The following is a 22,059-nucleotide window of genomic DNA, read 5'->3' as shown; positions in this document are numbered from 1 at the left end:
TTGTTGTTTTTATTATTAACTGGATTTAGTTACTTGCGCCGGCGACACTTTCGCAGCTTCTTTGGCAGGCAGGTACACTGCCAATGTACTCACAAGCCAAGTAAAAATAGCGACCCCAACCAATAACGGGATCTCTACCACACTTTGCACGCGAACATTATTCATCAAAAAATAGTAAAGCAAAATCGAGAGACCAAAGCCTAGCACTAAACCGATAAAGACTAAAATTGTATTTTCTTTAATTAAAGACCACATCACTTTGCCTTTAGATGCCCCTAACGCACGAAGTACACCATGATCTTTCTTTCTTAGGCTAACAGAAAAGCTGACAAGTGCGACAATACCAAGCGCGGTGACCACGCATGCTATGATGCTTATACCTGCCATGGTGAGTGCAAAGGTGCTACGGCCATCCCACAAACGTTTTTTTGCCCTAGCAACAAACTCTACTCGCTCAACCATTCGTCCGCTGGTGTGATACAGTGCCGTTTCAACTTCTTCTAGCACTCGCTCAGACACACCTTTTTCAACCCTGACTAAATAATTGGCTCGTTGACGGTTACCCCATATGACCTCAGGTACAACCCCTGAATTGTAGTGTTGTTGATTGTATGTTGCGCCTTCTCCAAGCATTTTACCTTTATAAACACCAATCACTTGATGTGGAATGCGTTGTCTTGAAATATACACCGTCTGCCCAAGGGCAGAGTCACCACCAAATAAAGACGTGGCAAGGTCGTCACTTATCATAATAACGCCTGCATTTTTTGTTGCCTCATCACCTTTGATAAATTCGCTGGCATAAAATCTCCGCCCCTCAACGAGTTCAAGCCCAAGTACATCTACCCCTTTTTCATCCAAGCCAAAGTAGCCGAACACGCTGTAATCCGTTTCTGGTTGGGTATCTTTAAAAATAGTCCATCCAGGGCCTAAGCTGTTTAATACCAGCTCTCTACCAGCATAAGATGCGGCAACGACCCCTGGCACATTTTCAATCGCTTGAATATCCTTTTCTATAAGTGACTGCACGTCTACGGAGGTATCAAACACACGCGTCGTTACATTGAGAATTTGTTGCTCTTCCAACTTTGAAGGAATTAGCCAGTTTTGCAGCGTTGCATAGCTGATAAACGCGGTATTGCTGACAATCATCACGGTGATCGCGATTTGTAGAATAATTAACAGCGCAATACTTTTTTGTTTTAAGATCAGTTTTAAAATATGTTTAATCGCCATACTTACCCCCTTAACTCTGCAGCTGGTGATACACGGCTACTACGGTATACCGGATATAATCCAGATATCCCAACCGCCAAGAAAATACCTATGGTGGTCAAAAGTGCCAGCTCACCATCAAACTGATAGATTTGACGAACCTGCTCGGCAAATGCCATATAATCCGTCTGATACATACGTAAATGGAACATCAACTCGAGTCCTGCAAATGCGAGTACAAAACCAAGCAACACAGATGCAACTGTGAGCATGAGAATTTCTAGAAAATGAATTTTCATGATCACCCCACGATTTGCACCGAGGGCTCGGTAAAGGGAAATAAGCTTACGATTGGCTTGGAATTTGGCCAGTAGGATCCCCACAGTGTTCACTAGACAAATGGCAAATAGTAAATATGAAAACGTTAGGTAAATGGCTTCCCATGCCATAAAACGCTGGATCAAAATATAGAGCTCACCCATGCTATAAAAATCGGTGAGATTTTTGTGTTGAAAACGGCCAACCACTTGCTGATTTGCAGTATAGTTATTCAACCAAGTTTTTAGCTCTGCAAGATGTGCCACCCCCATATCATTTTGGTACTGGAACCAAACCGTCAAATAACCACATTCAGCACTTTTCAGCATGTCGATACTGCCGCTACGCGGGTTGGTTGCGGTGTATAAATCGTCGGTTCTACACGATACTTGCCCTGTTCTTGGAAAGTTTTGCGCATAGGCATAATTTAGCGGGATAAATGCATCGTGATTGTAATTATTACTAAAGCTCAAATCTTGGAAACGACGTTTATAATTGCTCAAATCAACCACGCCCACGACTTGTATTTGTTCGCCTTGAACTTGAATAAACTGCCCGACAGAATTCGCCCCACCAAAAAGATGGTCATTAGCGTTTTTACTGATCACAGCGACCGCTTCACCACTTTGCTGGCTTTGTTCACTCCAAGAAGCTCCGTGGATAAACGGCGCATCTAGTACACTAAACATTTCTCTATCTGTACCAGAAGCTTCTACACTAATAGGTCTAACTGAGTTATCCGCCAGCCCCACAATAAACTCTGTGGTGTAGTTAAATGATAGATGCTCGTATGGTAAATCCGCTTGCTTAAGCGCCTCTGCATCTTGATATGTCCAGCGTGGAAATTGGTTAAAATCGACAACGTCTTGGTCGCCATCAAAAAAATTTAGGCCCGCGGTGTACAAGTGATCTCCCTTATAACCGATCACCTCACTGCTGCTTTGTTTTACAATGGCTGACATCGTCAACATTAACGTGATCCCAACTGCAAGGTTGATCACCATCAGTGCGCTTAGCTTGGGTTTTTGCTTTAATCCCTGCCAAGCTAATAGTATTAGCTCTTTCATTGCTAGCTCCTACACTGCCAGTTCAGTTAGCTGAGATTTGGTGATGTCGGTTAGCTCACCATCAAGAATTTGGATGTTACGACCCGCTCGTCGTGCCAGCTCATTGTCATGGGTTACCATAATCAATGTTGTACCCGCCTGATTCACTTCTTGTAATAAATCCATCACTTGCCTTGCCATTAAGCTGTCTAAGTTACCCGTTGGCTCATCCGCTAAAAGGAATCGCGGTTTCCCCGCCAAAGCTCTGGCAATAGCCACACGCTGCTGTTGCCCGCCACTTAGCTGTGCGGGATGATGTTTCATTCGGCTTGCAAGCCCAACGAGTTCAAGCGCTTCTTCAATGCGCTTTTTACGCTCACTGGCCTTAATCCCACGAAAAATGAGCGGCACTTCAACGTTGTCATATAAAGATAAGTCGCTGATAAGGTTAAAGCCTTGGAAGATAAAGCCAATTTTTTCGTTTCTTAGCTGAGACAACTTTTTATCGTTAAGATTGGCAACGTTTTCACCATCTAGAAAATAGTCACCGCGCTCAAAACGCTCTAACAAACCGGCAATGTTCAAAAAGGTCGTTTTGCCTGATCCTGACGGGCCTGTGACCGCAATAAACTCCCCTTCTTCAATGGTTAAATTAACATTGCTGAGCGCATGGGTCTCAATCAGATCTGTACGATAAATTTTGCTTACTTCATTCATTTTTAACATTGTCTATTCCTTCTCATTCTTATTCGGTACGCAAGATGAGGCTACTTCCCGAGTAACACTCGCGCTTTGTTATTGAACGGATCTAAACTTGAAATCACGATTTCTTGTCCTTCACTCAGGCCCTCGATAATCTCAACTTCAGAAATACTTTTTACACCGAGCTGAATGGGTGTTTGATCAGCCTGCTCACCGACAACCGTATAGGTAAAACGCCCTGCGCCAGTTTCAACAAATGCACCACGCCTTACTTTGAGCACGTCTTGCTTTTGCGACAGGATAATTCTTGTAGATACCTTTTGGTTTTGGCGAAGACCACTTGGTTGTTCATCAAAGCGTACTCGCGCACTGACACGGCCAGCTTCGATTTCAGGGGAAATAGCGACAAGCTTTGCATGGTATTGGTATTGATTGATAAATACTTCAGCGGCCATGCCGACACCTAGATTGTCGGCATAAATTTCTGGTATTTGCGCTTCAACCTCAAGCTCTGAAAGGTCAACCAAGGATATTAGTGCCGCATCTCGCTGTACAAACTGCTTTTGCTGGACATGCACCGTACCAACAATACCCGACAACGGCGATATAATGTTAAGTGCCGCTACCTGACGCTGCACTTCTTCTAAAATATGCTGTTGTCTGGTTAGGCTCAGCTCGCTACTTTTTAGCTCAAACGCAAGTCGCTCTTGCTCAAGCTTTAGCGAATCGATGGCGTGACGCTCTTGTAGCTGCGCGCGCTTAAGTTCAACCATTGACTGTTCAAGCTCTAATTTTGAGATAATTTGCTTTTCGATGCTTTGTTTTGAGCGTGCCATTTCCCGCTCTGCCGCTTCTAAGTCTACTTTCGCCATTTCCATGCGTTGTTTAGTATCAAGTAGCTGCTGTTTAATCGAGATCCGTTGGCGCTCAACTTCCGTTTGTAAACGTTCAAATGTCGCCTCTTCTTGCAGTAAACGGTTGGTAAGCTCTGGACTGTCTATGCTAAGCAACGCTTGCCCTGCTTTGATGGCATCACCGGGTTTAACGTTTAGCGTTACTGTGCCCGATGCGATGGCGTATAAGTCGGGATTATTCGCAGCCAGCGTACGCCCTTCAACACGAATATCTTCGCTGATATCACCTCTCACTACCGTGGCGAGACGTACTTGCTCCCGCGATACCGTCTGCTCTGCAGATAAAATTGTGTTAATGCTTGGCCAAGCACTGGTCAATCCACCTAAGGTGATGCCAACGGCCAACAACGCAAGCACAGGCTTTTTTATGGTTCGTTTCTTTGCGATTTGTTTGTCTTGCGCACTTGTATCTTTAATCATGCTACCTCCTTGCGGACAAGAGGGTGTCCGCGATTATTATGAGTAACTAATAACAAGTAGCGTGCCATAATTTATCTTACTGTTTTATATGCTATTTATGTAATTTAACGGCTTTATTGAGAGGGTTTGGACGGACACCGGACAGTTTGCGGACAAGGGAGCTTTATATCAATTTGCTTTATTAAGTGATCTATTCTGCAGCGAGAAAATTTTGTCGATAACACCGCTACTGCATCCTGCTACCGCCAAGGTGCCTACATCCATATCTGCAAGGCAAAGATTTTGCTATTGAGTTGTTCTAAATAAGAAATTTTTAACGCAGGTAGCGTCAGATTTACACCTTCAAATTGAGCTAGTATTAAGACAAATTGGTATTAAAAAATATATTTAAGCTTGATGGTTAGGGCCTGTCCAGCCGTGCGAGTCACTTTGACATTTTAGTGATGTGAACACATGCAAACATCTTGATACTTGATCAAACGTTTCCTCTTCTATTGGGAATTTAATCTATCTGCAGCCAATATATACTTGTTATAGCCGGTTTTACCGGCTATAAATTTTTGCCATCATCAGCCATTTCCCAGTACTTTGGCAGGATCCGTTTTGGTGGCTTGCCAAGCGGGATATAAGCTTGCGACGACAGCCATAACAAAAGTCGTGACTAAACTGATATAAATGTCTGTCCAAATAATTTTGCTCGGTAAGTACTCAATAAAGTAGACGCCTTCAAGCGGATTGGTATCACTCATATTGATCCAGGCTTTAAAAATATCGGGGATATTAATAGCAATAAAAATGCCGATCCCTGTGCCTAGCAGTGCACCTATCCCTGCATACGTCACACCTTGCAGCGCAAAAGTCGAAAAAATCGTACTGTCCTGTGCACCCATCGTTTTCAAAATGGCAATATCCGCCCGCTTTTCTTTTACTTCCATCACCATAGAAGAGACGATATTAAAGCTCGCTACAGCGATGATCAGAAATACCACGAGATAGACGATAGTGCGTACCATCTGAATATCTTGATACAGTCCACCTTGCGTTCGAAACCAAGACGATACGTACACTAAATCGGGTAATGCCCTGCCCGCTGATGTCGCAATTTGCTGTGCCTGAAACACATCACTCACCTTGGCACGCAAGTCCGTTACTTGGTCTTCTCTAAAATCCATCGCTTCTTGCAGTGCGTTAAGTGGCACTAAGGATAATGTTTGGTCAAGTGGCCCGCCCATATCGATAAGCCCCACCACCGTCGCCGTTAATCGCTTTGGCGCAGCGAGTGGATTATCCGAATGTTTGTTAGCAACCAAGAGCTGGATATTATCGCCAGCCACGACGCCAAGCTTGTCAGCTATCCCTTTGCCGATGATCACTTCACCCGGTTTTAGTGCCTTTAGTTCTACGCCTTTTATAAAATCACCTATGCTCGACACCGTATGATGCCTATTCGGTGCGATCCCTTTTAACTGCGCCGCTTTTAAGGTGCCTTTGTATTGCAGCATGGCTGTTAAGTTAATTTCAGCCGTCGCGCTTACGACGCCACGTTGACTCTCCAAGATCTCTACTTTTTGCTGCCACGCTTGAATAGGGTCGTAAGGTGCTTGATAACTAACTTGCGGTACCACCGACAACAGCCGCTGCTCTAATTGTTCTTCAAAACCATTAATCACAGAAAGTGCGACTATCAATACTGCCATACCCAGCATTACACCAAGCGTAGAAGCACGGGTTAAAAAACCAATAAAGCCAAGCTGACGTTTAGACTCTCTAAAACGTTTGCTTAAAAAATAACTAAGCATGCTGATACACACCTACTTTGCCATCGTCCAGTTGCACTGCACGACCAAGCTTATCTGCCAACTCTAGGTCGTGTGTTACAACAACAAAGCTGGTTTTTAGTTGCTGATTGAGTTCAGCTAGGAGGTCATAGATCCTTAGCGCATTATGCTTATCAAGATTGCCGGTTGGTTCATCAGCTAGCACCAAATCAGGTTCTGTTACTAACGCTCTCGCTATCGCAACACGCTGTCTCTCCCCCCCAGAAAGCTCTGAAGGCTTATGATCAGCACGATGACTCAAGCCTACTTTATCAAGCATGAGTAATGCTTTTTCGCGGGCTTGTTTTGCTTTATTACCGGCAATTAGTAATGGCATCGCCACGTTTTCAACCGCGCTAAACTCCATCAACAAATGATGAAACTGATAGATAAAACCCAAATGCTTATTTCTAAATTCCGCCTGCTTTTTACGTGACAGCTTGCCAACTTCCACACCTTTGATTTTTACACTGCCGGTGGATGCTTTATCCAAGGTACCGAGAATATGCAGTAAAGTACTTTTACCTGAACCCGAGCTACCTACAATGGCAAGCATCTCACCTTGGGTTACAGATAAATCAACGCCTTTTAGTACCGTTACTTCGGCTTTACCATCTTGGTAGCTTTTGACCAAATCTTGGCAGTCAATGACTAAATCACTCATATCTTAATACCTCTGCTGGCAGCACACTCGACGCGCGTTTAGCTGGATACAAGGTTGCTAAAAAGCTTAGCAATATGCTGCCCACTGCCATAATCGTTAAATCTGTTAGTTCTATTTTGACCGGAAGTTCAGCGCCACCAAGCAACTGAAGGCCTGCGAGGTGGAGCACCTCATTAATATTGTTCGAAAGCAATAATCCACCAGCAACACCAATGAGTGTGCCAAAAATGCCGTTATACATCCCTTGCGCCATAAATACTTTAGCTATCATTTGTGGTGTAAAGCCAAGCGTTTGCAAAATAGCCACTTCCCCTTGCTTTTCACTCACCATCATAGATAGCGCTGAAATGATATTAAATACAGCCACTATCACAATAAGGCCAAGTAATAGCGACATAATGCGCTTTTCCATTGCAACCGCCGCAAACAATGTGCCTTGCTGAGTTTGCCAATCCTGTATCTCGAGCCCTTGTAACAAGCTATCCGCTTGCTGATAAAAATCAGGCAGACTAAAGGCATCATATAAATGAATGTTAAGGTCGTATTGCTCTGGCTTCTTGCGCATTAACCGCTGTAAACTCTTCCCGTCGGCAAATGCCAAATAAGTGTCAGCTTCGCTTTGGCCATCATATATGGCAGCTACGGTGAATAAGCGCTGCGTCGGTGTGCGGCCAAGCGGTGTGTATGTGGTGAATTCAGGCATGATCACGCGAAGTTGTTGACCAACGCTTACGCCAAGTTTATTGGCTAAATAGCGACTCAGCGCCACTTGGTATTTTTGCTCATACAATCGAGTTAAGCTACCTGCGCGTACGGCGTCATCTAACGCTGTTTCATACCCTTGAAATAGTCCTTGAAGTTGCACACCCACCAAATCTTGATTGGTTTGTAGAATTACGTCACTTGCAACATATGGCGAAACTTGCTTAACCAAAGGATGACTTTCAATGGCTTGTAATTTATTTTGATCAAGTTGCTCATTTTCCTTAATTTGCACATGCGGGATCAAATCAAGCATGGCGGCTTTTAAGGTTTGCTCAAAGCCATTCATCACTGAGCTGACGGTGATCAAACTCATCAAGCCAAGGGCGATACCCGCAATTGAGAAAAATGAGATAAACGATATAAATGCATTGCCTTTCGCAGCACGGCTATATCTTAACCCAACAAAGAGGCTAACTGGTTGAAACATAATCTATCTCGTAAAAAACTGCTGCACGGATACTAACATACTCAAAACCAGATTGATGGCAGGATTGCTATAAAAAGTGTGACAAACTATAAATTTGTTGACGTTTAGCTGTGCATTGCTTATCCCGTCAAAACGTTACTACTCGCCATACTTAGCGATTACCTTTTGCGGATCTGATATGGCACGTTTCTGCGTTTGACTACTGTTGATTTCACCACCGATGTGTGGGTATCACCCAGCGTGGAGACTTTATCCAGAATTTCGTCTAGCTTAGGCATACTCTCAAAACACAACCTCACATAAAAACAATCCTCTCCCGTCACTTTGTCACATTCAATCACTTCAGGAATGTTTTGGATCATCGCTTCAAGCTGTTTTAGTTTACCGGGATGCTGACGAATACGCACAATCGCTGTCAGCGGGTAATCAAAGCTTTCTTGGTCTAATTCAATACTGTATTTACTAATTACCCCATACTCTTCCATACGTTTCATGCGCTCATTCACACTCGGTGAAGACATATTCACAGCACGAGCCATTTCAGCAACAGACACTCGGCTGTTGTTTTCTAACAGCGCTATAAGCTTGCTATCTATCGCATCAAGCGACCATTTTTCATTATTAATTAATTTTCGCATTTTTGCCTTTCATTTTTAGGAAAATAGAAAAATTAGCCTTTTATTGTCTATTAGCAATACGGCAAACCCTAAGTAATATGCAAGTATAGAATTGAATATGACAAGGTGTGAACAATGTTTGGCTCAGATAAAGAAAAAGGTTCGATAGAGATGATAATAGCTATGGTGCTATCTGGCACCATAGGATACTTTGTCGTCAGTGCACAACAATCCTATTGGAACGTGGTATTTTTACGTTGTGTTATTGGCGCGTTGTGCCTTCTTGGATACGTGCTCGTAACAAAGCAACTGACAAAAGAGGTGTTTAAAGGTCCCGTTTTTATAACCATCTTGCTCGGCGGTATCGCGCTGGTCGGAAACTGGGTGCTGTTATTCGCCTCATTTGACTATATTCCTTTTTCAATTTCAATCATCGCATACCATCTACAACCTCTGATGTTGGTATTACTAAGCGCGGTGCTTTATCGTCAGTATCCAAGTAAAGCAATCCTTTTGTGGTTGAACATCGCCGTGGTGGGGTTATGGTTGGTTGTGGGGATCCCGTATCAAGAAATAGTCGCAGTTATTTTTGCACAAGAGAGCAATCAAGCCGTTTTTGGTCTGCTACTGGCGCTTGGAGCTGCATTTCTGTATACCATTACAACGCTGATGACAAAAAAGGTAAGCCAAGTGCCATCCGGTGTGGTTGCTGTGATCCAAATCTTTTTGGGCGGTTTATTTTTATTGCCTTGGGTTGACTTTGCACATTTCCCTGAGACTTCATCGAGCTGGGGCAATATCCTATTCTTAGGCGTCGTCAACACAGGGTTTATGTATGTGATCATGTATGATGCGTTTCAACGCTTAAGCACCACATTAATCGCTATTCTTTCTTTTATTTATCCGGTCGTGGCGCTGTTTGTAGATTTTATTGCATTCGAGCACACGATTTCGATACTACAAACGCTTGGGATTGTTTTAATCTTAACGGCCGTCAGCGCTGTAAAGTTCGATTGGAAGTTAGGCAAGTTATTTAACCTGAGGTTTGGATAAGGAGTGTTCCAACTCATTGTTGCTAAAGCACAACTTAGTTTTTCCTTGTCTAGCCAGAGAGTTTTAGGGAAAACACCGCTTCCGCGTCCTGCTCTCGCTAAGGTACCTACATCCGGTAGGCAAGGCGAATTTACGCACCAATAGCTGGCTATTGGAAGTGAATTCAACGCAGTTAGCGCTAAAGCTGGCTGCTAGAAAGGCATTAATTATCCGCAGCTCAGATTATTTAGCACACCAAAGCAAAAAATCAGTTAATTTAGCTAATTTGAACTTAAAGGAAACACCAGTGATAAAAGCAGAGTAAAGTGCAAGTACTTTGCTCTGCTGCTGTTGACTAGCTTACTGCTCTAGGTAACAAATAACCGCTGCTTGCTTAGGGTTGCTTTGTGTATCTTCAATCAGATAGCTCGCTTTCTTACTGTTTTGGCATAAACACATGTCGTAATGACTGATCATGTAAGCATTACCTACAGCATCTTCATCCGTTTTTTGGATGCTACAGGTAGGCTCTCTCCAAATTGGATCCCAGCCGCTTTGGCCAATGGCAACAATTTTAATGTTCTGTTGAGTAACGAGTGCTTTCGCCTCTTCTACTTCTTGAGCAGATACAGATAATGCGGTGAATGCAACGAGTGCAGTGATTAGCTTTTTCATTTTTCATCCTTAATTTAAGTCAGCGCTATAGATAAAAAACAGCAAAATACTGTAACAGTAATCAAAATATTGAATAAAAGCTCTATAGCGCCCGCTATTTTATTCATTAAATATGACAACTCAAGAATAAATTCATTAAATTTATAAAAATAATTTAAACCTTAAAACTTCATCATAAAAAATCTTGCCCACATACGTATGCCCACACCTTTTAGGTCTCTTACATTTAGAATAAATAGAAATATAAAACATAGTTAAAATAACAAAAATGAATAACGAAGTTTAATTCCATTTATCTTAATAGCGCAATTTACACAACAAACTCGCACACTTAAAAAAATAACAATTTCATTAACGTAAACACCATCATTTTTTTAATTCCGAATAACACAAGACATAACTCAAGAAACAAAAACCCGCCCCTGATTATTAAGATAAATTACTTTTCACACATTCAGAATATTAGTACATAGAGCATTTACACCAAAATTAATTCAATAAAACTCAAATATCAAAATTAGACAAACAGCATTAAAAATAACAAATTTGATTACTTCATAAAAAACAACAATAAAATTATCTAGGTTAATTTAGTCAAAATAAAATCATTAGCATCTAAAGAATTTCAATGTTTGAATACGCAACTTGTGAACGCAGTGTAATTAAAATGTGTACAAACAAGCTTTTAATTGCCTATTTATCATACTTCTGCATTAAGGTTTTTTGAGATGAATGACTTTTCTTCAAGCACTTGCTTTGAACTTGTCTCTGAAGCACTAGAGGATATCGAAGCTCTTCATGACGAGCTTCAAGGTATTGATGAGGATAAACATACCAGCCACCGCGTTGTTGACATCGCAAGGCAGTTAGTCGCATTTAAGTCGATCACACCAGATGACGTTGGTTGTCAACTGTGGTTAGCACAAGAGTTACGAGCTTTGGGCTTTTCAATCAAACACTTACCCGTTCGTGATGTAAGTAACTTAGTAGCAAGCATAGGTAACAACAGCGATGCTAGGTTTGCTTTTCTTGGTCATACCGATGTAGTACCGGCCGGAAGTGCACAAGATTGGCAGTTTAACCCTTTTAAGCTGACAGAACACAATGGCTGCCTCTTCGCTAGAGGTATTGTTGATATGAAAGGCGCTATTGCCGCCTTTTTCTGTGCAATTGAGGCTCTAGTGACAGAATTTGGAATACCGGAAAAAGAGCTTTGGTTGCTACTCACTAGCGACGAGGAAGGCGAAGCGGAACACGGAACCAAGCGGATCACTCAGTTTTTAAAACAGCAGCGTATCACATTTGATTTTACCTTGGTCGGAGAGCCAAGCTCTGAAGCGCAAGTAGCAGATACACTGAAAGTCGGTCGCCGTGGTGCTTTGTCTTTTACCATTAATTTACATGGTAAAAGTGGACATGTGGCTTACCCTCAAAAAGCGACCAATGCCATCCATCTAGCACAAAATATTATGCAAGCATTATTGTCAGTAGATTGGCCTAAGCACTGTGATAACTTTGACTCGACCACACTACAATTCACTCATGTAAATTCTGGCGATTTTGTTGACAACATCATTCCAAGCCAATGTCAGCTAAATTTTAATATCCGTTATACACCCGCATACAACGAATATGAATTGGTCCAGCTGGTCAGAGAAACCATCGAAAAACATACACTCAATTATGCATTAACGACCAATAACTCCTGTAAACCCTATTACTGCGTAAATAATGATGAGATCCCTTCTCCATCCCTCGCTATCGTCTGCGATGAAATCAACAGCCAATGCCATTTCACACCAAAACTATCGACCGCAGGGGGAACGTCGGATGGCCGCTTTATTGCTGAAATATCAACCTCAGTATTAGAACTTGGATTGGTGAACAAAACCATTCATCAAATAGATGAGCACACAACAACATCCGACTTAATCCAGCTTCAACAACTTTACTACGGCATCTATAAACGCCTGCTCTACCCTACGCTTCATGTTCACTCAACCACTCAAGATGAACTGCTGCAACTTCGCTAATTAACAGAAAATAGATAACTTCAAGGAATGCATTATGGCAATCGAAAATGAACGCTCTGTTCGCCCCGCAAACGACACGCTACCGATAGCAATTATTGGCATGGGTTGTCGTTTCCCAGGTCACGCGAATAGTCCTGAATTGTTTTGGGAAAATATTAAACATGGTGTCGATTGCATCATAGAAACCCCAGAATCGAGATGGAATATCGATACTCATTATTCGTCTGTAAAAGCGAATAAAGGCAAGTTGAGCTCAAAATGGGGTGGCTATATCGATGGTATCGATAAGTTTGATCCAGCATTTTTTGGGATCACGCCTCGTGAAGCCGAGTTTATGGACCCTCAACAACGTAAATTGCTGGAGGTAACTTGGGAAGCGTTGGAAGATGGTGGGCAAAAGCCATCTGAACTCGCAGGAGAGTCGGTCGGTGTTTTTATGGGTGGGTTTACGCTTGACTATAAAATCATGCAATTCACTAACCCAGATTTTGACAACATTGATGCTCACACTGCGACGGGTGTTATGATGACGATGCTTTCTAATCGCATCTCTCATACTTTTGACTTTAATGGCCCCAGCATGTCCATCGATACTGCTTGTAGCTCCTCTATTGTCGCATTAGATATGGCCTGTAAAAGCCTACAGACCGGGGCAAGTAATATGGCACTCGCAGGTGGTGTGCTATTACATTTGGCACCACAATATACAGTATCCGAGTCTAAAGGCGGTTTCTTATCTCCGACTGGTTTTTCTCATGCTTTTGACGACTCCGCAAACGGTTATGTCCGCGCTGAAGGCGCTGGCGTCGTTGTGCTCAAGCGCTTAGATGATGCGATTAAGGATGGCGACCCAATTCATGCGGTGATCTTAGCCACCGGTGTAAACCAAGACGGTAAAACACAAGGGATCACGGTGCCAAACGGCGATGCCCAATTGCGCTTGATGAAAGAAACCTATGCCAAAGCGAATATTGACCCCGGTAAAGTGCAGTACATTGAAATGCACGGCACAGGCACGCCTGTTGGCGACCCAATTGAAGCAAAGTCAGTTGGAACACTCCTTGGGATCAACCGTAATCAAGACGATAAATGCTACATTGGCTCAGTAAAAACCAATATTGGCCATACCGAGGCAGCCGCAGGCATGGCTGGTTTGTTCAAGGCGGTCAAAGCCATTCAAAACAAACAGATCCCACCGCATTTACACTTAAAATCAATTAATCCTAAGATTGATTACGCCAATGCGCCGTATGAGATCCCCACTAAACTTACACCTTGGCCTAAGCATCAAGGTTTAGCCGTTGCGGGGGTAAACTCCTTTGGTTTCGGTGGAACCAATTCCCACGCGGTTATTCAAGAATTTGTTGCGCCAGAAGTACCATCAATACCTCCAGCAAATGAGAATGGCCTAAAACTTTATCCATTGAGTGCAAGAGATCAACACGGGATCCATCGCTTTGCCAAAGCACATAATGAATTTTTGCAAGACAGCGATGCATCTCTCAGTGATATTATCTACACACTGGGTGAGCGCCGTGAACATCACCAATATCGTCATGCAATTTGTTTCAAAAATGCAGAGGATCTGCAACAACAACTGCAAACACTAACTCATGATGCTGAATTTGCTGCGGCCAGTACATTGCGCACGCTGAAAAAAGATGAGCAAAAACTCGTATGGGTCTTCACCGGCATGGGGCCACAATGGTGGGCAATGGGCCGTGAGCTGTACCAATCAGAGCCAACTTTTAAAGCGATGATCGATGAGTGTGATAGCTATATGTCAACACTTACAAATTGGTCATTGGCTGATGAAATGCTTGCCGATGAATCAGCGTCAAACATGCAATATACTTGGCTCGCTCAAACGGCAAACTTTGCCGTGCAAGTTGCACTTGCAGCAATGTGGCGTCAACACGGCATTTCACCTGATGTCATTGTTGGCCACAGTACTGGTGAAGCAGCAGCATTTTATGAAGCCGGGGTCTACTCATTAAAAGATGCTTGCACCATCGTAGTCCATCGTAGCCGTTTACAACATCAATGCCGCAACACAGGTAAAATGATGGCGGTAGGACTCTCTGACAGTGATGTCACGCCTTATCTCAACGACCAAGTTGAAATTGCAGCAGTAAACAGTCCAAACTCTGTCACCCTAGCTGGTGAAGAAAATGCGTTACACAGTATCGAAACACAACTGAGCGAAGCTGGTGTGTTTTGCAAGTTTCTCCGCGTTGAAGTGCCCTATCACAGCCAGTTTATGGAACCGATTAAGACCGAATTGCTCGAGTGTTTAGCTGGTATTCAAGCTAACACCGCACATACTCCATTGTATTCAACGGTAACAGGAACACTTGCAGAGGGGCCTGAGCTTGATGCTAACTACTGGTGGCTCAACGTCCGCCAAGCCGTGCGTTTTGTTGATGCCACCCGTGCAATATTACAACAAGGTTACCAAGCATTTTTGGAACTAGGTCCACACCCTGTGCTTGGCGCATCTATTGCCGAAACCGCAGAAGAACAAAGTTGCTCAAGCGTTGTCGTCTCGAGTATGCGCCGTAAATCCGACGAGCAACACACCTATTACCACGCCGTAGCTCAACTGTTTGGTTTAGGCTTTGAATTAAATTGGTCAGCCATAAATGGTCGAGGTAAGTTCATTACGTTGCCAACTTACCCGTTCTTGCAAGAACGCTTTTGGACCGAGCCTGAGTACTTTAATCAAGTGCGTTTAGGGCAAAGTAACCATGCTTTCTTGGGCCGTAAACGCAGTGAAGCTGAACATGTTTGGAACGCGGTAACCGACACAAATCGCGATAGTTTTTTAAGCTGTCACCAAATCCAAGGCAATACCCTCTTCCCCGCTGCTGGCTTTATTGAAATGGCGTATGCTGCAGCCAAAGAGACTTGGGGCAATGGCAGCTATGCACTCGACCACTTTGTCATCGATAAAGCGTTATTTTTGAATAATGAACACGCTCCCAATGTGCAATTCATTTTGCACCATGATGAACCGAATTTTAAAGTGGTAAGCCTTGAAGATGGTAAAACGACCCGCCATGTTCAAGGGACAATCCGCCGAGTACAAAGCGCCAACCTTGCTGAGCCTATTGATCTCAATGCTATTCGTAGTGCCGCTACCAGCGCGCAGCAGCACGATGAGTTTTATGCACACCTAAAAGAGTTTGGTTACGAATATGGTCCATGTTTTAGAGCCATTGAACAGATCTGGGCAACAGACAACGGCGTGCTTGCCAAAATCTCTTGGCCTACTCAACTTGAGCGAACAACACAATTTACCCTACACCCAAGTCTACTAGATGCGTGCTTCCAGACGTTAGTATTTACAGAGCTTGCAAGTGCTAATGCTCAGCAATTCTCTATCCGCTTACCAGTGATGCTAGAGCAGATCCTGCTTTGCGGGCAGAACAATACTGATTTTTGGTGTTATACCCAAATCACTCATCGTGACGACGAAAAAACGGTCGGTGATTTATACCTCTGTGATGAGTCTGGTCAAGTGTTTGGTGTTATCAAAAACTTTATTGCACAAAGCGTTGACTCCGCTGCAAGTGGGATCACCACCAGAACCATAGATAGCTGGCTTTACCAAGTTAATTGGCTTGCAGAGCCCGAGCAGGAAATACAAGAAACCGACACATCGGGTCGTTGGGTGCTCCTCGCAGATCAATCAGGAACAGCCGAACAGGTAGCCGAACGTTTAGTAAAGCTTGGCCACTCTAGCTGTATCGTTAAATCTGGTGAATACTTTGATATCGACAGAGACCATTGTCATGCATGGCTAGTTCCCGATTCACGGGATCACCTGTCACAACTTATCGAGACTTTGGGCAAACAAGAAATTCGTGGCGTTGTGCATTGCTTTAGTCTAGATAACAGCGCGATAGAATCACTGACCCTTGCTCAACTGCAAAGAGAAAAACGTCAGTCGCTACATTCATTGTTAAATCTAGCCAAAACCGTAATTGAACAAGACTGTAAATTCCCGCTTTACGTGGTAACACGCAACGCCAGCCTCGTTAATAGTGAGCAACTTACCGCGGTGATGTCCGCTTCGTTAACTGGATTTAGCCGAGTGCTCGCACAGCAAGAACTGGTTGATAATTGGGGTGGCCTCATCGATGTTGATGGCCAAAATGATGCCGAACATATCACAGCTAGATTATTAAGTGACCGCCAAGAAGGGGAAGTTGCTTTTAGGGAAAATCAGGCTTATGTTGCTCGTTTAGAGCAGGCAACGTCACTTCAACCCGCCTTCCCAACTCGCGTGCAAAGCCATAAAGCACAGTTGATCACGGGGGCATTTGGTTCAATCGGTCAGTTAGTTTGTCAGCTACTCGTCGATAGAGGTGCACGAAACCTCATTTTGCTTGGTAGGAGTCAATTACCTGAGCGTAAGAGTTGGTCAGAACTTACCTCAAGCGACTGTAACTATGATCGCGTTCGGTTTATTCAACACCTTGAAGATCAGGGCGTTAATGTCTCGTTATGGCAGACAGACTTAACTCGAGAGCGTGAACTTCACGCGGCCCTTGAGTCTTATCATCTAAGTGCACAAGCACCGATCAACGGATTATTTTTCTGTGCTGGTATCGTCAATGACACCTTACTTGGCAATATGGATACCAGAGCATTTGACGGTGTGTTTGACACCAAAGCGATTGGTGCGTTGATGCTTCACAAAGCACTCAGTAAAGTTGACCTCGAACATTTTGTACTCTTCTCCTCTGTCGCGGCTCAAGTCACTACCGCAGGACAAACAAACTATGCTTCTGGCAATGCTTTCTTAGATGCCCTCGCCCACTACCGTCGCAATCAGGGTCTTCCGGCGCTGAGTATCAACTGGGGTCCTTGGGCTATTGGTATGATTGAAGAGTTGGGTCTCGCCGAACATTACAAGAACCAAAGGGGCATGAACTGCATCTCACAAAGTGCGGGGATGGCTGTGCTTGAACGTATTCTAGACCAAGATCAACCTCAACTCTTAGTGTGTGACGCCGATTGGTCCAAAGTAACCAATTGGTATGCAGGAAAGCCGAGTTTATTTAGTCACTTGGCTACCCAAGAAAACGACAAGCAAAGCCACCAAGAGCAAGAGTTTGCTCCTTTATACCAGCAAACAGACAGCGCGCTTCGGTTACCGCTTGTTGCCGATCATCTCGCTAATGCTGTCAGCCAAGTATTACGCTGTAAACGAGAGCAAGTGGAATTAGATCTATCGCTCGGTAATCTCGGTATTGACTCTATTATGGCGACAGAACTGAGAAATAAGATCACCACCCATTTTGGTGAAACCCTAACGATTGTACGCCTACTAAGTGGTGCATCTATCAACGAATTAAGTATAGAGCTTAATGACAAACTCGTTGAGTCGCTTGGCTTTGAAGTCATAACCACAGAAACATCGCAGGTTCAGCCGGTTTCCGAGACCAAGGTTAACTCTATTATCGTATCTGATGCCAATGTGGAAGCTGAATTCCCACTTTCCTATGGACAAAAAGCGATTTGGTTTATCAATCAACTCAACCCAAGTAGCGCTTCCTACAATATCGGCGGCGCGATGCACATTCCTAGTGCCCTGAATATCGACGCGCTGAAAAAAGCCCTTAGTGCTGTAGTTGCTCGCCACCCAATGTTAAGAACAAACTTCTTCTTTAAAGATGGCGAACCCTATCAAAGAGTTTGGACTCATCGCGAGGATGCACTGCAAGTCATTGATGTACATGGTAAGTCTTGGGAAGATATTCAACCTATGATGATTGCAGACAATGAACAGCCTTTCGACCTTGAGCACGACCCGCTGTTTAGACTGTATTTGTATAAGCAGAATGATCAAAGCTACTACTTTGCAGTGACGATTTATCACATCATCTCAGATGCATGGTCAAATTACATGTTTATCGATGAAATGCAGTCACTGTATGCGCATTTCGCAAAAAGTGAACCGTTAGCACTCGACGAGATAACGTCAAGCTATGAAAAATTTGTCGATTGGGAAACACGCTTTGTTCACTCTCCACGCGGCGCGGCAAACTATAAGTTTTGGCAGAATCACTTACCTGCTGAGATCCCCGTATTAGACCTTGCAACCGACAAACCTAGACCTGCGGTACTCACCAACGTTGGTGATTCATATCATTTTGAGTTGGATAAAGCCCTTACGTCTTCGTTAAATGCCCTGGCAAAGGCACAAGGTTCCACCATGTTTATGGCGTTGCTTAGCATCTATTACGCAGTCATGCATAAATATACTCAGCAGGATGAAATCATTATAGGCAGTCCTGTGGCCGGTCGTACAAATCCCGAGTTTTCAAACGTCTACGGTTACTTTGTGAATCCCCTACCGCTATGCGCAAGGTTTGCTCCTGAAACGCACTTTACTTCGCTTTTAGCGCAGGTGAAAGACATTACACTCAACGCACTAGATCACCAAGAATATCCGTTTGCGCTGTTAGTGGATAAGCTTGGTATTGAACATGATGCCAGCCGCTCTACGGTATTTCAGGTCATGTTTGTGATGCTCAATCACCGCGTTGAGCAATCACATATGGATGAAAATAATGTCGCGTACTATAAGGGCTTTCCTATGCAATTCATGGAACTGCCTGAAGAAGAAGGTCAATTTGACATTACGCTTTCGACCTATGAAGAAAATGGCGTGTTCAAAGGCACATTAAAATATAATACCGATCTATTCGAAACCGAAACGATAGCGCAGCTGGCTCGGGACTATATCGCACTGGCGCGAATGGTCGTTGATAGTCCAAATCGGCCACTTTCGGAGCTTGCCTTAACAAGTCCAGACGCAATAGATGCCTTGGCGACATTTGCTGAAAGTCAACAAAACGCACCTGCATTACCGACTTTGGTCAGCCAAATAGAAAGTGCGGCGCAACATAGCCCTGAGCTTCCAGCCCTTAGCATTGCCTGTGAAACAAATGCTGGAGAACTGGCTGCTACTTTAAGCTATCGTGAACTCAACAATCTGGCAAACCAGTTAGCGCGACTAATCAATTCGCAGCTAGATAATCAACCTAGTCAAACGATTGCCTTACATTTTGAAAAATCTATCGCGTTAGTTGTTGCTTGTATCGCTACGTTAAAAGCAGGTCATCATTTTGTGGTAATTGACCCGCAGCAACCCAATGAACGCAAGCAGCTGTTGCTTGAGCAAAGTCGCTGCGCGTTACTACTTTGCGAAGAAGCGCTAACATCAGATCACCCTACACTACTTTGGGAAAGCTTCCAAAGCCAACGAGATGAAATCAGCGAGCACAATTTGGCGTTAAATCATCAGCCAAATGACATCGCGTATATTGTCTTTACTTCTGGCTCTACAGGTACGCCAAAAGCTGTCCAGGTTAGCCATCAAAACTGGGCGACGATCGCAGTGGACTGGTTAGCCCAATTTGATTTAGCACCTACTTCTCATCATTTACAATTGGCTAGCCCAACCTTTGATGTGTTTTGTGGCGATCTTGCGCGCGCATTTTACAATGCGAAGCACTTAGTGTTGTGTCCTAAAAATATGATGCTGAACATGCCGGTGTTGTATGACCTCATTGAGACACAGCAGATTGATACGGTTGAGTTTGTGCCCTCTGTGGTTCGTAATCTCATCTTATTCGCAAAGCAAAGTCAGGTTGGATTTACCAGCTTACGTAGAGTGATTGTTGGCTCTGAGCAATGGCAAATCGCTGAATACCGCGCACTCAAAGGATTGCTACAAGAAGATGCTCGACTATTTAGCTCCTACGGTACATCTGAAGCAACCATAGACAGTAGCTTCTTTGAGGAATCAGAACAGTACCTGGAAACCAGCGCGACTGTGCCTATCGGCAAGCCTTTCAATGCAACGCAACTTATCTTGCTCGATAAGCAAAACCAGTTAGTATCGAGTAACGCAGTCGGCGAAATTGCAATTGCGGGGCAAGGCGTAAGTCTTGGCTATCTCAATAATCCAGAGAAAAATGCCAGCCAATTTATCCAACTTCCCGTGTCAGAAAATAGCACCCTACGGGTATATAAAACGGGTGATTTAGGTAAGTGGGACAAACACGGCAATCTACATATTCTGCAACGCATCGACAACCAAGTAAAAATACGAGGTCACCGCGTTGAGCTAGGAGAAATTGAGTCTAGCATCAGCCAGATCCCAGGAATTAAGCGAAGCTATGTAAAAGGGATAGAAGTACATGGGCAAACCCAATTAATTGCCTACTTTGAGTCGGATCTTGCGGTCGGTACTGAGTTTGTCCTCGAGCAGTTAGAGAACCAGCTACCAAGCTATATGGTACCTAGTAAGCTGGTTGCTATTGATCAATTTCCATTACTGAGTAACGGTAAAATCGATGCAGCGGCATTACCGCAGGTTGAACTCGCCGAGTTGGTAAGAGCATTCGTAGCGCCTGCCACCCTATTTGAACAGCAGCTCGCTGAGATTTGGTCCAATATGCTAGGGCAAAAATCCATTAGTCTTCATGATGACTTTTTTGCCCTTGACGGTAACTCTTTATATTTGATTGAGCTAATGGTCAGGATCCAGTCAGCCTTCAGCATCAAAATGGAAGTTAATCAGCTATTTAGATTTACAACCTTACATGGCATGGCCAGTGCAATTGAAGATGTAGTAACAGGAAAAGAAACGGGCGCGTCCCCTTATCTTATCTTCAATGCAGGCCAATCTACTCGTTTATTTGCCCTACCACCAGCGGGTGGTTACAGCATCGTTTACAAGGCATTTGCCGACGCATTGCCTAACACTGAAGTGATCTCTTTTAACTACCTCGAAAATGACACTAAAGTTAGCGACTATGCCGACCAAATTATGCAAATTCAACCTCATGGTCCCTATACCCTATTTGGATACTCCCTTGGCGGTAATTTAGCCTTTGAGATTGCTAAGGAGCTGGAAGGCCGAGGTCAACGTGTCGGGGATGTGGTGATCTTAGACTCATTCAGGATCACTGAAACAATCAAAATGCGGGAGCAAGACTTCGCGCACTTTGAGCAAGAGTTAAAAGCACATTTCGCCCGCCACACCGGCTCAAATACGGTACACCAGCATACACTGGCACAAGCGAGAGACTATATCGATTGGTGTTATGAAGTGAAAAACCTAGGTCAGGTTCACGCCAAACTGCACTTTATCGTCGAGCAAAATGCACATGCAGAAGCTGCTCGTCTAACCAGTTGGGATGCAGCATCAGACGCCGAAGTCATTACCTATCAAGGTGTTGGTAAGCACGAGGAAATGTTGATGCCAGATATGATGCAGGCAGGCAACGGCGCAATTATGCAGAGTATTCTGCAGGATACCCAAAGCCAAGCGGTAATAGCAACAAACGTGGAGTAACAGCTTGCCCCAAAGCCTTCGCTTTGGGGCTTTCTAAC

The 22,059-nt window shown here is 43.9% G+C and carries 12 protein-coding genes; 3 read left to right on the top strand and 9 right to left on the bottom strand.

Features of this window, described 5'->3' with window-relative positions:
- Positions 1-15: 15 nt before the first annotated feature.
- From DS891_RS02945 to DS891_RS02910, 8 genes are all read right to left on the bottom strand, one after another.
- Positions 16-1,236, bottom strand: coding sequence for an ABC transporter permease (locus DS891_RS02945; RefSeq protein ID WP_174168802.1), 1,221 nt, complete (start codon positions 1,234-1,236; stop codon positions 16-18).
- Positions 1,237-1,238: 2 nt separating this feature from the next.
- On the bottom strand, positions 1,239-2,600 hold the full coding sequence (locus tag DS891_RS02940) for an ABC transporter permease (RefSeq protein WP_174168801.1): 1,362 nt from the start codon (positions 2,598-2,600) through the stop codon (positions 1,239-1,241).
- 9 nt (positions 2,601-2,609) lie between these two features.
- Positions 2,610-3,305 carry an ABC transporter ATP-binding protein gene (locus DS891_RS02935; RefSeq protein ID WP_010604884.1) on the bottom strand — a complete coding sequence of 232 codons (696 nt, stop codon included), beginning with the start codon at positions 3,303-3,305 and terminating at the stop codon, positions 2,610-2,612.
- Positions 3,306-3,346: 41 nt separating this feature from the next.
- Entirely contained in the window at positions 3,347-4,615 is a 1,269-nt protein-coding gene (locus tag DS891_RS02930; protein ID WP_174168800.1) for an efflux RND transporter periplasmic adaptor subunit, read from the bottom strand.
- A gap of 569 nt (positions 4,616-5,184) precedes the next feature.
- Entirely contained in the window at positions 5,185-6,414 is a 1,230-nt protein-coding gene (locus DS891_RS02925) for a lipoprotein-releasing ABC transporter permease subunit (protein ID WP_174168799.1), read from the bottom strand.
- A complete protein-coding gene (lolD, locus tag DS891_RS02920) occupies positions 6,407-7,096 on the bottom strand; it encodes a lipoprotein-releasing ABC transporter ATP-binding protein LolD (RefSeq protein ID WP_045990679.1) in 690 nt (229 codons plus the stop codon). Before lolD ends, DS891_RS02925 begins: the two co-directional genes overlap by 8 nt.
- Positions 7,089-8,288, bottom strand: coding sequence for a lipoprotein-releasing ABC transporter permease subunit (locus DS891_RS02915; RefSeq protein ID WP_174168798.1), 1,200 nt, complete (start codon positions 8,286-8,288; stop codon positions 7,089-7,091). Before DS891_RS02915 ends, lolD begins: the two co-directional genes overlap by 8 nt.
- A gap of 158 nt (positions 8,289-8,446) precedes the next feature.
- Complete coding sequence (locus DS891_RS02910) at positions 8,447-8,926, bottom strand: Lrp/AsnC family transcriptional regulator (protein WP_174168797.1); 480 nt, start codon at positions 8,924-8,926, stop codon at positions 8,447-8,449.
- 114 nt (positions 8,927-9,040) lie between these two features.
- Between DS891_RS02910 and DS891_RS02905 the strand changes: the two genes are divergently transcribed.
- Positions 9,041-9,958 (top strand): DMT family transporter, encoded by a 918-nt coding sequence (locus tag DS891_RS02905; RefSeq protein ID WP_174168796.1) that lies wholly within the window; start codon positions 9,041-9,043, stop codon positions 9,956-9,958.
- A gap of 339 nt (positions 9,959-10,297) precedes the next feature.
- Here DS891_RS02905 and DS891_RS02900 read toward each other — a convergent pair whose 3' ends face one another.
- Positions 10,298-10,612 (bottom strand): hypothetical protein, encoded by a 315-nt coding sequence (locus DS891_RS02900; RefSeq protein ID WP_010604891.1) that lies wholly within the window; start codon positions 10,610-10,612, stop codon positions 10,298-10,300.
- A 728-nt stretch (positions 10,613-11,340) separates the two neighbouring features.
- Here DS891_RS02900 and dapE point away from each other — a divergent pair.
- Together dapE and DS891_RS02890 are read left to right on the top strand one after the other, a co-directional pair.
- Positions 11,341-12,645: a succinyl-diaminopimelate desuccinylase gene (dapE, locus tag DS891_RS02895; RefSeq protein WP_010604892.1), complete on the top strand. Its 1,305-nt coding sequence runs from the start codon at positions 11,341-11,343 to the stop codon at positions 12,643-12,645.
- Between the two features lie 34 nt (positions 12,646-12,679).
- Positions 12,680-22,021: a hybrid non-ribosomal peptide synthetase/type I polyketide synthase gene (locus tag DS891_RS02890; protein WP_174168795.1), complete on the top strand. Its 9,342-nt coding sequence runs from the start codon at positions 12,680-12,682 to the stop codon at positions 22,019-22,021.
- Positions 22,022-22,059 lie beyond the last annotated feature (38 nt).

It is taken from the genome of Pseudoalteromonas sp. JC28, assembly GCF_013319255.1.
Classification (GTDB): Bacteria; Pseudomonadota; Gammaproteobacteria; order Enterobacterales; family Alteromonadaceae; genus Pseudoalteromonas.
The sequence above is the reverse complement of the archived record's forward strand: the minus strand, read 5'-3'. Positions and strand labels throughout refer to the sequence as shown.